Below are 14,995 nucleotides of genomic sequence, written 5' to 3' on the forward strand. Positions count from 1 at the left end.
ATTTGGATTAAAATTATTTTTTATGCTTATTCCAGAGTACCGGATTCATCACTGTCCGAAGGGTATTTCATGGACACCACATCCTGTCCGGGTGATGTTAAACCGTCCATATGAAGTGAAGTCACACTATCTTTCAATGCTCCGGTTGTCGTACCGCCATCACCTCCTTTTACTTTCTCAGGATCCTGAATCTGTTTTTCCAGGAATGATGCGAAAAAAGGCTTCTTAGTTTTCTTGTTTTCCATAAGATTTAAATGAAATTAATCAAGATCCTGAGCGGCATCGCTGTCGGACGGATATCTCAGCGTAACTGCATCCAGGCTTGGGCCGGTTACATTATCTTTGAGCACACCGGTTACGTTATCTTTTTTGGCATCGGTTACATCGTCTGCAAGCGCTGACGTTATAGGGCTTGTTCCCCCTTTTATCTTTTCAGGATCCTGAATCTGTTTTTCCAGGAATGATGCGAAAAACGGCTTTTTTGTTTTCTTGTTTTCCATAGTATTAATATTTAATGATTTAGAGAAGTCTAAAGTATCAAAAAAAATTCACACCGGGAAGAATAAAATTAATTTTAAGAAAATTTTAACAAATCCGAATCTATAATACCATAATTTTAATGAATATTTAAAAAATGCTTGACTACGTTGGCAAAATCAACAGGATTCTCTGCCTGCACCCAATGCCCTGCATTTTTTACGGTCTCAAATTCTGCTGCCGGAAACTGCTGCTTAATGGCAAACTGATCCTGCGGAAGGATATAATTGGACTTCTGCCCTGCGATAAATAATGTTTTGCCTGTAAATACGCCGAACCTGATGGCATTGGAAACGAAATCATTGTATTTTTCGGAAAGGGTCTTAAGATTGAACCGCCAGTTCAGCTTTTTTGTCTCATCCCAGTACAAATTTTTGGCAAGAAACTGGATGGTTGATTTTTCAGGAATATACTGGCTGAGCACGGCTTCCACTTCGCTTCTTGAAGCCACGGTATTGAAATCTACGGTTTCAAGTGCTTTGATAATCCCTTGATGGTGAGGAGGATATGCTTTCGGGGAGATGTCTACCACAATCAGCTTTTCCACTTTTTCCTGATATTTTATGGCAAACTGCATCACGGCTTTCCCGCCTAAAGAGTGGCCTAAAATATTCGCTTTTGAAATCCCGTAATGATCCATGTAATGAAGGATATCATCCGCAAGATCATCGTGGGACATGCTTTCAGAGTGGAAACTTCTTCCGTGGTTTCTGAGATCGATTAAGTGAACCGGCAGAAATTCTCCAAGGTCTTTCCCGAAGGTTCCCCAGTTGTCCAGCATCCCAAACAATCCGTGGAATACCAGCAAAGGTGCTGATGAAAGGTTTTCACCAAATATTTTTGAATTTAAAATTTCCATAAGTTGTATTTTAGAGATAGAGGCCTGACGAGGGAAGCCGGAAGCTATAAATTCCGTTTAAGCCTTTCGGTTTCCGGTTCCTGCCGCAGTTTACCATTTTGCCAGTCTTTTCAGATAGGCCTGAACCGTATTTTCCAGTCCCATATACAGGGCTTCAGAAATCAAAGCGTGACCGATGGAAACTTCCAGCAGGTTAGGGACTGTATCCGCAAAATATTTTAAATTATCCAGGCTCAGATCGTGTCCTGCGTTTATACCCAACCCAAAGTCTGCCGCAACCAGTGCTGTATCACGGTAAGGCTTTACGGCCGCTTCTTTATCTGATGTATAATTTTTTGCATAGGCTTCGGTATAGAGTTCTATCCTGTCCGCGCCTGATTTTGCGGCATATTCCACCAGTTCCGGATTCGGGTCAAGGAAAACTGAAGTCCGGATTCCTGCATTTTTAAATTCTGCAATGATTTCTTTAAGAAAATCCAGGTGTTTTTTCGTATCCCAGCCGGCATTTGAAGTAATGGCATCATCGGCATCCGGAACCAGGGTTACCTGTTCAGGCTTTACCTCCAGCACCATATCGATAAACGGCCTGTGGGGATTTCCTTCAATATTGAATTCTGTGGTAACAAGCGGCTTCAGGTCGTACACATCTTTCTTGGTGATGTGCCTTTCGTCAGGCCTCGGGTGGATGGTAATTCCCTGGCCTCCGAATTCCTGAATTTTAACGGCAGCTTCCGTTACGCTTGGCGTCTCACCTCCTCTTGCATTTCTAAGGGTAGCGATTTTATTGATATTTACGCTTAATTTTGTCATGGTACAAAAATAAAAAAAACCCAACTTAAAGTGGGCTTTTTTAGTACAACATTTTTAGCTTCCCTGTGTGACCAGCCTTACAATGGTAAGTGCAACATTTACGCCTAATCCGATAAGGGCCAGGTTACAGGCAGATTTGGCCGCCACCGGCTCTTTGTCTTTTTTAACAAAGTAGATAATGGCGCCTGCCAAAGGAATACAAAATGATAAAATTTTCAATCCGATGTGAAGGTCTTCATTCGACTTGTTGGGTTCATTCTGGAAATTCTGATTTAAATCGTTCATAGTTTATTTTATTATGATATTAATGTTTCAATAAATTTATAGGTGTAATAGGTGATCCTTTCACTGAATCCGCTGATGCCGATCCCTGCTAAAAAACCTGTAATACACCGGATCATATTCGTGCTTTCCCGGTTCAGGTAGGCCTGGGTAAGGCCGTCGATAAGCGTGGGAAGAATAAGCAGAATACTTAAAAACATCCCTATCTGATAGAACCACAGCATAGGAATCATTAGGAAGTACCCTAAGTAAATACCTGTACACCTGGCGCATACCGGAAACTGTTTCTTTTTATAAAAGAAAGACCTGGACGGCATCCGGTGGCAATCTACCCATTGAATCTTAGTCATACCGCTAAAATAGGAAAAATATCTATTTTTAACAATTTAATCAGGTCAACTTTACATTAAATCCTTTAAGTATCGCGGTTTCAGTTTATATTTTCACTTGCATTACTTCAAGTTCAAATTGCTTGGAAGCCACCAGCAGATGGTCGAAAATATCGGCCTGAATCTGTTCAAACCGTACCCATTCCGTATCATTGGTAAAGGAATAGATTTCCAGAGGAAGGCCCTGCGGCGTAATATTGAGCTGGCGGACAATCAGCGGTCCTTCTTTATCAAGCTCCGGAATTTTTTCGATGTATTTCTGGGCATAATACCTGAAGACCCCGATATTGGTAAGCTGACGCCCGTTGATGATCTCCTCATTATGCGCCATGTTTTCTTTTTCCTTTCTCAGCTCTACAGATTTATTGCTGAGGTACTCTGAAATAAGGTTGATGTTTTTCAGGCGTTCAATATCTTCATCGGTAAGAAACTTAAATGAGTTGATGTTAAAAAAAATCGACTTTTTAATTCTCCTCGCGTTAGTTTCAGAAATGACCTGGAGGTTCTTGATTTCAGTGGTCATTAAATCATAAGTAGGAATGGTGGAAAAAGTTTTATCAAAATTATTGATCCTTGTGGTCAGCAGGTTGATCTCTGCAATATTCCCTTCCAGATTGTATTTGGGAATGCTTACCCAGTCGCCCACCTTCAGGTTTTTTGAAGTGGCCACATGGATGCCGGTAACAAATCCTAAAATGGTATCCCGGAATACCAGCACCAGCACTGCCGTGATGGCCCCTAAACTCCCTACAATGGTTGTTCCTTTGATACCGAAAACGACACAGATCCCGACTACGGAAAAGATAAAGATCCCCAGTATCTTCATTGTCTCAGAGACCGCATTCAGTGCCATGATCTTATAAAAATCCTGTTTGATCACAAAATAATTCCTGAAAGCCGTCAGCCCGCGGTACAGCATCCCGGCGAAAATCATGACTAATCCTAAGTTGACAGACCTGATCAGAAACTGGGTTGTTTTTACCAGTGCCCCTGAAAATATTGACTCGTGGATACTGCCGACAATCAACAGTGCAAAAAGATGCGCAATGGAATTGGTAACCCTTGATTCATAAACGGAATTGACTATAGGATATTTTTCCTTGTTATGGAATATACGGAAAACGCTGTTGATGATAATCTTAAGAAGGATATCAATAACCAGAAAGATTACCCATAACAAAATTATCTTTACAATGATATGGAAAACCCAGTCCAGACCTGTCGGAGAGATCCGGCTGATGTATCGGTAGAGCGGCTCACTCAATTCCTGCAAAAAATCTTTTGTTTCTTCTAACTGGTCGTTCATTAAAGCAAATTTAAGAAATTTAAGATGGATTTTAAATACAATTCCTGCATCAATTATCATCCCAAAACCCGTGATTCTACAATTTCCGGAAAATTTTCTTAATAAAGAGCAAACAGTAATTACCGCTGACCCTTTATCAGTAATCCAAAATCAATTTCAAACAAAGACAATCTATATATTAAATTTAAAAATAACATTCTTTTATTTAATTTAATATGGATAATTCAGTAATTTAATACGAACTAAACGAATTGAAACCGATAAATTATATGAAAATATTACTATTTTATTTTGTTGTGTGTATTCACGTTTTTAGCCAAATGTTCAGGAATGGACGATCCTGCGCCAGCTTCTGAAAACACGAATGCTACCATTGTGGAAACCGGCAAAGTAATGTCACAAAACGGAACCAGGCCTATGGCGGTACTATGGTTTTTGCTTTTGATGATCAGTATAAATCTATTATACTACTTCTGACGCTGAAGGTAAATTTACGATGCTCCGGCCGGAAATCACACCATTTATATCCAGACCGGTAACGGAAGAAATTTCCGCAACGGTAAAAGACAGTGAAGCTTAAACCTAAATGCGGGCAAGAGCAAAATGAATTAGGTGGTAAAAATGCCCATCAAGCAGCGGCTGTATTTATTACTCCATGTTCCATAATCACGCTTCAGGAAATATCGGGAACGCCGGCGTTATTCTGCAGTATATAATTTTAAACCTTTAATAAAAACTTCAACTTAAGCATGGAGGCAGCTTTTATATAGCTTCCTTTTTTTATATCTTGCATATAAATAAAAAAACAAATGGATACAGCATTAATTAATATTCTCTGCCTCGTTCTCTTATTTCTGGGAATGTTGGGCACTTTTCTTCCGGTACTCCCCGGATTGTTACTGAGCATCTGCGGCCTGTTGATTTATAAGTTCGGTACCGATGCAGACCTGCCGATGATCTACGTGTGGGCATTCGGGATCCTGACTGTGGTTTCAGTGGTGCTGAATTATGTGATTCCCGCAAAAACGAACCAGAAATACGGGGGAACGCGCTGGGGAAGCATCGGCTCTGTGATCGGGACTATTGTCGGGATTTTCTTACCGATTCCACTAGGCTTTCTGGTAGGGATGTTTGCCGGTGTATTTATCGGTGAGCTTCTTCATGACAGCAAAGACATGAAAAAGGCATTAAATTCCACCAAAGGGGCTTTCATCGGATTTATTTACGGAACCGGATTCAGCCTGGTGGTGGGCATGGCTATGTTTTTGGTAGTAATACTGGATATGCTTGCCGTTATTTAAAAGTAAAAATTATGTTTCATAAAATCATTGTATACAGCCTGGGCGTATGTTCTCTTATGAACTGCAATGCCCGTAAAAAATCGGCAGATCCAGGAAAAACATCCGCGAAAACAGAAATATCTGCAGCCCCTGTAAAAGTAAATCCTATTCCCATGAACAGTGAAAAAATCATTTACTTAAAAGAAGGTGAAAACAAATTTCTGAGCGAGTACCAGATGAATGTCACGTTCAAAGGTATTTCAGAGGACAGCCGCTGTCCGGAAGGGGTCAACTGCATCTGGGCCGGTGCTGCCGTTGCACAGGTTGAAGTGATGGGAACCACCACCCGGCCGATGACACTGAACCTTGCAACCATTGACAACAAAGGCCGAAACTACAGCCGGTCTGCAGCTTTCAACGGCTATACCATTTCTTTAACAGAAGTGACTCCTTATCCGAAATCGGCAGAAGGGACACAGGCTTTGACAGGAGCCTACCGGATCGGGATTACCATTACAAAATCAACAGGAGAAACAACTACCACGAAATAGGTTTTTTCCCTTTTGATACAAGGTATTCGTTAATCTTTGAAAAAGGCCTGCTCCCGAAAAACCCTTTGTGAACAGAAAACGGAGACGGATGGGCGGACTTTAAAATAAAATGCTTGGCCGGATTGATCAGTTCGGCTTTTTTCTGTGCAAACGCACCCCAGAGTACAAAAACCACGTTTTCTTTTTTATCTGAAATTTCTTTGATGATAAAATCGGTAAATTTTTCCCAGCCTAAATCTTTGTGTGAATTCGGGGAATGGGCACGGACCGTGAGCGTCGCATTCAACAGCAAAACACCCTGTTTCCCCCAGTCGTCAAGCTCTTTTGATGTTCTTGCCACTCCGGTATCATCCTTTAATTCAATAAAAATATTTTTAAGGGAAGGCGGCGCTGCCACCTGTTCGGAGACGGAGAAGCACAATCCGTTAGCCTGATAGTCGTTATGATAAGGATCCTGCCCGAGGATCACGACCTCAACATCATCAAAAGGCGTCAGTTCCAGTGCTCTGAAGATCTGTTTTTTCGGCGGAAAAACTTTTGTGGCTGCATATTCCTGCTTTACGTTGTCCCAAAGCCGGGTAAAGTACGGTGTATTTTTTATCGGGGCTAAAATTTCTGTCCAGGTCATGGGTTAAATTTGAAAATAAGTTAATCTGATAATTAAGCGTTACAATTTAAATACCATTATATTTTTTGCTGAAAACCAGGCTACCCGGGAAATCTTTATCATTCCGATCCTCCTGCAAGATGAAATTATGCTTTGAAAGAAGCTTTTTTGAGTTCTCATTGGATTGATCGGTCATCGCTAAAATCTTCTGCAAATTTAATTCATTAAAACCAAAATGTAAAACGGCAGTCAATGCTTCAGACATGATACCCTGCCGGTGATACTCCGGCAACAGTTCATAGCCGATTTCCGCTGTTTTCCGGTCTTCGGAAAAATTCCAGAGACAGATGGTCCCGATAAGATGAGCCTGATCTTTTAAAGAAATCCCCCAGTAAAAAGTCTGATGGTTCCGGGTTCTTTCTTTAATGGTTAAAATAAACCCAAGCGCATCATAATTGTTCTTAGGTGAGTTTCTCTGTACAAACTGATTGATCATTTCATTGCTCCGGATCTTCAGAATATCTTCAACGTGGCTTTCGTTGATTTCTTTTAACTGCAGTCTCTGGGTTTCCTGTTTCATATTTCAAATGTAATAAAAACCTGATCATCCAGCATTTTCAAATTCTCAAATTATCTCATTTTCAAATTAACATTCATATTTTCACTAAATTTGTACTGTGTATATAAATAAAGAAGATTTAAACGAATTAGAGTTTCCGCAATTGCTCGCGGAGATCTCTCCTTTTGCCTATTCTCCGAAAACACGGGAAAAAATTCTTGAACTTCGTCCGATGAATATTGACGAGGCTGAGCTTTCTCTGAAAAAAACTTCCGAATACCTGTCGAGTTTTGAAAGTTCCAATGCGATTCCGTTTGATGAATATGAAGATATTGAAACTGAACTGAAACTGATGCTGATTGAGAATTACCGTCTTGAAAACAGTGCTTTCATCAAAATAAAAACCCTTACGGAACAGATCGGGAAACTGCAGAAGTTTTTCCCTGCCATGCCGGACACCTTCCCTACTTTAATGAATGATGCGTCCGTTCTGGAATTCAGAAAAGAGATTATTGATAAAGTGGACAAAGTTTTCAACCGGTTCGGTGAAGTGAAAAGCGAAGCTTCCCCGATCTTAAAAATATTAAGAACTGAAATCCAGGCTGCGAAAAAGGCGATCCAGGAAAATTTCAACCGGGTTCTATTCAATTACGGACAGAGTGATTTTCTGGATGATATCCGGGAAAGCAATATTGAAGACATACGGGTATTAGCAGTAAAATCTGCCTATAAAAAAAGAGTTCCGGGAAGAGTACTGGGACTTTCAAAAACAGGCTCAATCACTTACATTCAGCCGGACAGTGTGGTAAAACATTACTTTAAGCTTAAGGAAAGCGAAGAGGAAGAAAAAAAGGAAATTGATAAAGTCCTGAGGAAGCTGACGGCAGAATTAGCCGAATTCCAGCCCCAGCTCTGGAGATACCAGATGTATATTTTTGATCTTGACCTTACCCGTGCAAAAGCCAAATTCGGAGAACTGGTCAATGGGATCCTACCGAAAATCAATCGTCACAAAACGTTAAGGCTGAGGGAAGCTTTTCATCCCTTGCTGTTTTTGAGGAACAAAGCGGAGAACAAAACCATTTTTCCGCAGACGCTGACGTTAACGGACCATAACAGGATTATCTGTATTTCCGGACCGAATGCCGGAGGAAAATCCATCACCCTGAAAACGGTCGGGCTGCTTCAGCTGATGATCCAAAGCGGGATCCTGATCCCTGCACATCCGAAATCCGAAATGTTTTTCTTTGATAAGGTGATGACGGATATCGGGGATAACCAGTCTATTGAAAACCACCTTTCCACCTATTCATCACGATTAAAGAAAATGGGCGGCATCATCCGTGAAGCGGATGCCAATACCCTTTTGCTGATTGATGAATTCGGGACGGGTTCCGACCCTGAACTGGGCGGTGCCCTCGCAGAAAGCTTCCTTGAATTTTTCTATGATAAGAAAAGTTTCGCTATCATTACTACGCATTACACCAATATCAAACTGGTGATTGAAGAACTTCCCAATGCCCAGAATGCAGCCATGCTTTTCAATGAAGAAACATTAGAACCGCTTTATAAACTTGAAGTGGGACAGGCAGGAAGCTCCTTTACTTTTGAAGTGGCAGAAAAAAATAAGATCCCGAGGTTTATCATCCATTCCGCAAAGAAGAAAGTGGAACATGATATCGTTAATTTAGATAAAACGATTGTCAAGCTCCAGCAGGAAAAATATGAGGTGGAAAAGCTGAAGTCTGATCTGGCTGAACGGAAAGAATCCGTTGAAGACAAACGTGACAATCTGCAGAAACTAAATGAACAGCTTCAGCAGAAACTGTTCAATTTTCAGAAGTTATATGAAGATGAACACCGCAAACTGCAGTTCGGGACCAAGATTGAAGGCTTTATCGACAGCTACATCAAAGGAAAATCCAGGAAAGACGTAGTGAAGGATTTCGTGAAGATCCTGGAGCAGGAAAAATTCAGGAAAGTGGGAGCTGATAAAGATGAAAGCAAGCGGCTTCAGGTAGTCAAGAGAAAGATCACGCAGCAACTGAAAAAGGAGGATGTCATTGAAAAAATTTCTGAAACCAACGAAAAGCTGGAAGAAAAGCGCAAAACCGACCGTGCATTATGGCTGAAAGAAGGCCAGCGCGTCCGCATCACCGGAAGCACCAGTGTGGGAACTATTGAAAAGATCTCAAAAAACAAAGTGGTTGTGAATTACGGGATGTTCAAAACAACAATTGATGCGGATGAACTGGAAAGGATTTAAGGGCTAATGATAACGGTAAAGACACAGATCGCATTCAGGGATTTTTTAATGTTTAATCTGAAAACTTCATTGATCAGGTTTATGGTATTCCCATTGATTGCCCTGTTTGTTTTTATTGCAAATTTTTATAATGCTGAACGTGACGATCATGAAATGTACAGGCAGATTATCATCTGTTGGTTCATTTTTTCCATATTTCTTGTCATACGTTCTTATTTTAGTGTGAAAAATGCTTTTTTTTCCAATAAGAATGTTCAGGAAACAATTACTTATACTTTTACAGAAGAGAAAATCTGTGTGGAAGGCGATACATTTGACACGGATTTTACCTGGGATACGGTGTATAAAGTAAAAGAAAACAAAGACTGGTTCCTGATTTATCAGAGTGCACAGGTCATGAACATGGTCCCTAAAAAATATTTTACCCGGGAACAGATCCCGGAACTCAGGAATATGATCAAAACCAATCATATAAAAGCAAGGCTCAGGAAAGATTGATGGTAGAACTTAATAAATAGTGAAAGAGAGCATCACCGATACTCTCTTTTTTATCTTAATTTTTTTATTTTTACAGGAAACGAATAATGTACAAGACTTTTAAAGTACTTTCAGACATTCCCGAAAAACCGTCCGGAACCGGTGTATAATGTACAGACAAAGAATGAAGAATCGCAAGCGGCTCCATTGATTAAACGGGTAAATGTTCAGGATTAATCAATGAATATCTTGTTAATAAAATAGAATATCCCATTTAAATTACCAGATACCTGAATGATTAAAAAGCTCAGCATCCTCAGGATTTTTTATGTCAAATTACTTATTCCTGCTGTTATCGCTTCCCTGCTGATAAGTTTTTCACCGGGTTTCAGCGCAGGCAGTTTCGGGCTGTGCTTCCTGTTGTTTCTGCCATGCCTGCATTTCCTTATTTATGAACTGCGTTTCAGAAACGAGTATTACTTTTACGCCAATTTCGGGTTTTCAAGACTGTTTCTTTGGATTTTTACATGCTCATTAAGCATCCTGGTCAACAGCATTACCAAATTCTTATGAGCAGACTGTGCGCAGACAGCATTACCAAATCTTTCGGCGGAAAGCAGGTTTTAAGCGACATCTATCTAGGATGCGAAACCGGCACAGTTACGGCATTACTGGGAAGAAACGGTACCGGCAAATCTACCCTGCTGAAGATTATATTCGGTACGGTAAAAGGCGATTCGCAATACATTAGGGTTGATGATAAAATCCTTCAGAACCAAACGGACAGAAAAGGCAGGATTGCTTACCTGCCGCAGTATTCTTTCCTTCCGAAAGGCATTAAGATTAAAAATTTAATTCCGCTATTCTGCAATCAGGAAAATGCCGGGAAACTTTTAGCACTGGAATTAATGAAGCCTTTGCTTAACGAAACCTGCAGGAACCTTTCCGGTGGTGAAAAAAGAATAGCTGAAACTTTACTGATCCTGTACTCGGATTCAAAATTCATCCTGCTCGATGAACCGTTCAGCGGGCTTTCCCCGAAACTGACTGCTGAAATGCAGAGAATTATTAAGGGACAGACGAATTATAAAGGCATTGTTATTTCTGACCACCGTTTTCAGGATGTGCTGGATATTTCAGATGAGGTTTATCTTCTTTCCGGTTCACATTTAAAACAGATTAAAAATTTAAAAGAATTGGAGCAGCATAATTATCTCCCGAAAAGTATTTAATTTATATATTTGAACGGTTAAAAAAATTTCATGATGATTTCCGTAAACAAAACATTGTACCTATCCGTTTTCAGTCTTTTTTCCATGGCTCTTGCAAAAGGGCAGAACAAAGTCCCTTTTGGTGTTGTAAAAGCTGAGGAAGGTTATGCCATGGTGCGGGTTCATAAAGAAGATTACCGGAAAATCATTGATAAGATCCGTATGAAAACAGGCGATGTTTTTATTTATGAAAAACCGGCTCCCGGCGAAACGGAATGGATCTGGATTAAATATCCTGAAAGGGATGATACGGATAAGCCTTTCGTAAGGTATGACAGCATTACCAAAGAAGGCATGGTGAATAAAAACCGGGTAGTCTTTGTGGATAAGCTCCCGCAGTTTACGCCTTCAAAATCCAAAAACGGAAAATCACTGATCTTTACAGATGATTCCGATCCTAAAATTCCGGGAAACCAGAGAACGAAAGTCATCATTGATGTTTATCCTTCTTATGCACACATCAAAAAACAGACAAAAGATGCCGATGGAAATATTTTAACCATTGATAAAGTGAAACCCTGGGGTGTAGGCAAAGAAATTCCGGAAGGCATGACTGAAATTAAATCTGTCAGGGTACAGCAGCCGGGACGCGGCTCTGTTTTCGTAAGGGATGCCATTAAAAACATGTTCCAGCCGACAATGGATTTTAAAAACATCGGCGTAGCCGCCATTGACAATGACCATATTTTCCTTTACATGATCAACGGTTCCGGTGAAAACAGGTATACTACAATCTGGACCATCAAACAGGGAAAGGCGGAAAGCCAGATCATTTATAAAAATCCGGAATAATTCATCCGTAATCATTATTTTTGCAACCGTAAAGCCAGCAGCTTCGGGCTACAGCCTTCTGCTTATGGCTTTTCAGAAACAGGTTCTGCTTAACCGCAGATTAAAAGGGAATCGTGTGAGAATCACGAACTGTCGCGCAACTGTAAGTAACTGAAGTCTTTATTAAGAATCCACTGTTTTATATTCCATAAGATGGGAAGGAAATAAAGATGTTACCAGTCAGGAGACCTGCCTCTTTCTTATATACAAAAAACTTTCGCGCTCTGAAGTTGTATTGATCTTATGGTATGGTATATTTCAGGAATTCCCGGATTCCCGGAATTTTGTTGTTCTGTTCAATATCTCTTCATGTCGCCTTAATTAATAATGAAATATGACTACAGAAGAAAGAATTGAAACCTCGGAAACCAGAATCTTTAAAGCCGTTTTCCCCAATACCACCAATCATTACGATACGCTTTTCGGAGGAACCGCGATGCAGCTGATGGATGAAGTGGCTTTTATTACCGCAACCCGGTTTGCCAGAAAAAGGGTGGTCACGGTAAGCAGTGATAAAATCGATTTTAAAAAACCGATTCCCGCAGGAACCATCGTTGAACTGATCGGAAAAGTTTCCCATGTGGGAAAAACCAGTATGAAGGTGAACGTAGAAATTTATACGGAACAGATGTATTCTTATGAAAGGGAAAAAGCGATTGTAGGCGATTTTACTTTTGTAGCGATTGACGAATCTAAAAAGCCTGTACAGATACTGTAAATCTTCGGGGCGGCCTGCGGCCGCCCCGAAGATACTTTTCTGATTTCTTGTTTTCGGCGGGCTTCGCCCGCCGAAAACAAGAAAATCTCCTTTATAAATCCCATAAGAACCTATCTATCTGTCAAATTATTTCAAAACCTTTTCCGTTTCCAGGTTTTTAAGCAGCAGCAGCTGAAAAGCCTCCCCCAGTTCATCAGAAGCCCTGCTGATCGCATTCTCCAGCATATGGCGGATCTGTTTTTCGGTAACGCCGGCTTCGGTCCAGCTTTTTCCGGAGGTATGGGAATTCAGGATAAACGGCATGATGCGGTCAATGGCGCAGGCGAAAATGGCGTCAGGCGTCTGCTCTTCTTCAAATTCCAGCCAGAGGTCAAAAAACTCTGAGCGCAGGGGTTCATCCAGGATACCGAAGATTTGCCGGGCAGCAATCTGTTCCCTTTCAAATTTCCCGGTCATGGCTGCTTCATCAAATAAAAAAGTGTCTCCGGCTTCTATTTCAACAAGGTCATGGATGGAAAGCATCCTGATCACCCGCAGCAGGTCAATATCAGCTCTGTTTCTGGCGTAGGGAAAAAGAATCTGGGCCAGGATAATAATCTGCCAGGAGTGTTCTGCCGTGTTTTCTCTTCTGCTGTCATCTGCATTGTAGTTTCTGCGCTGTACGTTTTTCAGGGCATCTACGGCCAGGATAAAATCAATTTCTTTCTGTATTTTCATGATTCTGTATATTGTTTATTGCAGGATCGGTGCAGCATTTGCTGTTGATCTGTGATTCAATTTTAAATCTGTCTTATCTTAAATCCATACAAAAATAAGGGTTTTTAAGGTAAACAGACTTTTACAGCCATGTGAGAGATTAGTTGTAATTTTACTAAAAATATAGTATATGGAGCCAAAGTTCAATTATCCCGCAGAAATTAAAGGAAGAAGAAAGCTGTATTCTTTAGTGAACGGCGTAAGCAATCCGCTGGATACCATAAGCGGAAACCACCGCATTGCAGGGGACAGCTACCGCATCAGGGCCAATTTTACAGACAAAAACTTTATCTTTTCTCAGGACAAGGAATTTGTGGAATATATTTTAAAGCAGAATCATAAAAACTATTATAAATCCGAGATACAGTCTGTTACACTCGGTAAATACATCGGGAATGGTTTGCTGACCAATAACGGGAAAGACTGGCTTAAGCAGAGAAGACTGATCCAGCCGGGTTTCAGCAAGACAAAAATCGCCAGTCTCGTTTCGATTATGGAAGATGAAATTGATACGGCTTTTCAGCCGTTCGGTACCGGACAGGAAACGGACCTGTATGAATTTTTCCATTCGCTGGCCTTCAGTATTGTTGCCAAAACCCTTTTCAGTTCAGATATTGATAAAAATACGGTAAAGGAATTAGGGAAAATCATTACGGAAATCCAGGAAGTTTTTGCCAAGGAAGTCCGCCTGCCTTTTTACACCAATATTTTAAAGTTTTTCGGAGTGATAGACCGCAATATCGGGAAAAGCAAAAGAGCAAAAGCAATCCTCCAGAATATCCTTGATAAGCGCAGAAGTTCCGGAGAAGAAAAAAACGACCTCCTGGATATGCTGATCAACGCCCGGTATGAAGATACCCAGCTTCCTATGTCTGATGAACAGCTGGTGGATGAAATGCTGATCCTTTTTATTGCAGGCCATGAGACAACAGCCAATGCATTAAGCTTTATCTTTTTTGAGATCAGCCGGCATCCGGAAGCTGAAGAAAAACTCAGAAAAGAAATTACGGATGAAGGGAACACTCTTTTTTCACCGGAAAGCTTAATGAAAAAATCATATACCTCCAATATCATCAAAGAAGCCATGAGGCTTCATGCTCCGGCCTGGGCCATTGATCGGCAGGCACTGGAGGACGACAGCTTTAAAGAATATTCCTGGCCGAAAGGCACTTTCATTATCCTGTATATCAGCGGGCTCCACAGGAACCCTAAATACTGGGAACAGCCGGATTCATTCATCCCTGAACGTTTTGATAATGAGAACGCCAGAAATTTCGCCTACTACCCTTTCGGCGCCGGTCCAAGGCTTTGTATCGGGGAACATTTTGCTGTGATGGAAATGGCACTGATCATCCGCAAATTTTATCAGCAGTTTAGTTTTATTTCTTCCCATCCTGAGATAGAGAAGAAAGCATTAGTTACGTTAAGACCGGTCAGCGTTAAAGGTAAAATTATTAAAAATCCGGTCTGATTTTCTTCCGTTTTTGAGCTAACTG

Annotated in this window: 20 protein-coding genes and 1 riboswitch; of the genes, 10 read left to right on the top strand and 10 right to left on the bottom strand. The window is 40.8% G+C overall.

What is annotated here, in order from left to right; all coding sequences use genetic code 11:
* Nucleotides 1-26: 26 nt before the first annotated feature.
* The 7 genes from SD427_RS13355 to SD427_RS13385 form a co-directional block, all read right to left on the bottom strand.
* On the bottom strand, nt 27-245 hold the full coding sequence (locus SD427_RS13355) for a microviridin/marinostatin family tricyclic proteinase inhibitor (protein ID WP_320558303.1): 219 nt from the start codon (nt 243-245) through the stop codon (nt 27-29).
* 15 nt (nt 246-260) lie between these two features.
* Entirely contained in the window at nt 261-500 is a 240-nt protein-coding gene (locus SD427_RS13360; protein ID WP_320558304.1) for a microviridin/marinostatin family tricyclic proteinase inhibitor, read from the bottom strand.
* A 116-nt stretch (nt 501-616) separates the two neighbouring features.
* Nucleotides 617-1,396 (bottom strand): alpha/beta fold hydrolase, encoded by a 780-nt coding sequence (locus SD427_RS13365; RefSeq protein ID WP_320558305.1) that lies wholly within the window; start codon nt 1,394-1,396, stop codon nt 617-619.
* A gap of 90 nt (nt 1,397-1,486) precedes the next feature.
* Nucleotides 1,487-2,206 carry a pyridoxine 5'-phosphate synthase gene (locus SD427_RS13370; RefSeq protein WP_320558306.1) on the bottom strand — a complete coding sequence of 240 codons (720 nt, stop codon included), beginning with the start codon at nt 2,204-2,206 and terminating at the stop codon, nt 1,487-1,489.
* 54 nt (nt 2,207-2,260) lie between these two features.
* On the bottom strand, nt 2,261-2,491 hold the full coding sequence (locus tag SD427_RS13375) for a hypothetical protein (RefSeq protein ID WP_320558307.1): 231 nt from the start codon (nt 2,489-2,491) through the stop codon (nt 2,261-2,263).
* An 11-nt stretch (nt 2,492-2,502) separates the two neighbouring features.
* Nucleotides 2,503-2,838 carry a DUF2085 domain-containing protein gene (locus SD427_RS13380; protein WP_320558308.1) on the bottom strand — a complete coding sequence of 112 codons (336 nt, stop codon included), beginning with the start codon at nt 2,836-2,838 and terminating at the stop codon, nt 2,503-2,505.
* Between the two features lie 85 nt (nt 2,839-2,923).
* Complete coding sequence (locus SD427_RS13385) at nt 2,924-4,183, bottom strand: mechanosensitive ion channel family protein (RefSeq protein ID WP_320558309.1); 1,260 nt, start codon at nt 4,181-4,183, stop codon at nt 2,924-2,926.
* Nucleotides 4,184-4,513: 330 nt separating this feature from the next.
* On the opposite strand from SD427_RS13385, the gene SD427_RS13390 reads away from it, so the two are divergent.
* From SD427_RS13390 to SD427_RS13400, 3 genes are all read left to right on the top strand, one after another.
* Complete coding sequence (locus SD427_RS13390; protein ID WP_320558310.1) at nt 4,514-4,660, top strand: hypothetical protein; 147 nt, start codon at nt 4,514-4,516, stop codon at nt 4,658-4,660.
* 332 nt (nt 4,661-4,992) lie between these two features.
* The gene (locus tag SD427_RS13395; protein WP_320558311.1) at nt 4,993-5,484 is read left to right on the top strand and encodes a DUF456 domain-containing protein; all 492 of its coding nucleotides are present in this window, start codon (nt 4,993-4,995) and stop codon (nt 5,482-5,484) included.
* A gap of 11 nt (nt 5,485-5,495) precedes the next feature.
* Nucleotides 5,496-6,014, top strand: a complete 519-nt coding sequence (locus tag SD427_RS13400) for a hypothetical protein (RefSeq protein WP_320558312.1) — start codon at nt 5,496-5,498, stop codon at nt 6,012-6,014.
* Here the strand turns inward: SD427_RS13400 and SD427_RS13405 are convergent.
* Together SD427_RS13405 and SD427_RS13410 are read right to left on the bottom strand one after the other, a co-directional pair.
* Nucleotides 6,001-6,642, bottom strand: a complete 642-nt coding sequence (locus SD427_RS13405; RefSeq protein ID WP_320558313.1) for a uracil-DNA glycosylase — start codon at nt 6,640-6,642, stop codon at nt 6,001-6,003. The two genes, SD427_RS13400 and SD427_RS13405, sit on opposite strands and share 14 nt — an antisense overlap.
* A gap of 46 nt (nt 6,643-6,688) precedes the next feature.
* Complete coding sequence (locus SD427_RS13410) at nt 6,689-7,201, bottom strand: GNAT family N-acetyltransferase (RefSeq protein WP_320558314.1); 513 nt, start codon at nt 7,199-7,201, stop codon at nt 6,689-6,691.
* A 97-nt stretch (nt 7,202-7,298) separates the two neighbouring features.
* On the opposite strand from SD427_RS13410, the gene SD427_RS13415 reads away from it, so the two are divergent.
* The 6 genes from SD427_RS13415 to SD427_RS13440 all read left to right on the top strand — a co-directional run bounded on the left by SD427_RS13415 (nt 7,299) and on the right by SD427_RS13440 (nt 12,743).
* Nucleotides 7,299-9,446 (top strand): endonuclease MutS2, encoded by a 2,148-nt coding sequence (locus SD427_RS13415; protein ID WP_320558315.1) that lies wholly within the window; start codon nt 7,299-7,301, stop codon nt 9,444-9,446.
* Nucleotides 9,447-9,452: 6 nt separating this feature from the next.
* Nucleotides 9,453-9,944: a YcxB family protein gene (locus SD427_RS13420; protein WP_320558316.1), complete on the top strand. Its 492-nt coding sequence runs from the start codon at nt 9,453-9,455 to the stop codon at nt 9,942-9,944.
* Nucleotides 9,945-10,217: 273 nt separating this feature from the next.
* Complete coding sequence (locus SD427_RS13425; RefSeq protein WP_320558317.1) at nt 10,218-10,496, top strand: hypothetical protein; 279 nt, start codon at nt 10,218-10,220, stop codon at nt 10,494-10,496.
* The gene (locus SD427_RS13430; RefSeq protein WP_320558318.1) at nt 10,493-11,155 is read left to right on the top strand and encodes an ATP-binding cassette domain-containing protein; all 663 of its coding nucleotides are present in this window, start codon (nt 10,493-10,495) and stop codon (nt 11,153-11,155) included. The genes SD427_RS13425 and SD427_RS13430 overlap by 4 nt, the downstream gene beginning before the upstream one ends.
* 30 nt (nt 11,156-11,185) lie before the next feature.
* The gene (locus tag SD427_RS13435) at nt 11,186-11,986 is read left to right on the top strand and encodes a hypothetical protein (RefSeq protein ID WP_320558319.1); all 801 of its coding nucleotides are present in this window, start codon (nt 11,186-11,188) and stop codon (nt 11,984-11,986) included.
* A gap of 63 nt (nt 11,987-12,049) precedes the next feature.
* A riboswitch (cobalamin riboswitch) is annotated at nt 12,050-12,237 on the top strand.
* A gap of 122 nt (nt 12,238-12,359) precedes the next feature.
* Complete coding sequence (locus SD427_RS13440; protein ID WP_056223132.1) at nt 12,360-12,743, top strand: acyl-CoA thioesterase; 384 nt, start codon at nt 12,360-12,362, stop codon at nt 12,741-12,743.
* Between the two features lie 126 nt (nt 12,744-12,869).
* Here the strand turns inward: SD427_RS13440 and SD427_RS13445 are convergent, their stop codons facing one another.
* Complete coding sequence (locus SD427_RS13445) at nt 12,870-13,460, bottom strand: HD domain-containing protein (protein ID WP_320558320.1); 591 nt, start codon at nt 13,458-13,460, stop codon at nt 12,870-12,872.
* A gap of 169 nt (nt 13,461-13,629) precedes the next feature.
* On the opposite strand from SD427_RS13445, the gene SD427_RS13450 reads away from it, so the two are divergent.
* Entirely contained in the window at nt 13,630-14,970 is a 1,341-nt protein-coding gene (locus SD427_RS13450) for a cytochrome P450 (protein ID WP_320558321.1), read from the top strand.
* Nucleotides 14,971-14,995: the final 25 nt, after the last annotated feature.

The sequence above is a fragment of the Chryseobacterium sp. JJR-5R genome, assembly GCF_034047335.1.
In the GTDB taxonomy this organism is placed as follows: domain Bacteria; phylum Bacteroidota; class Bacteroidia; order Flavobacteriales; family Weeksellaceae; genus Chryseobacterium.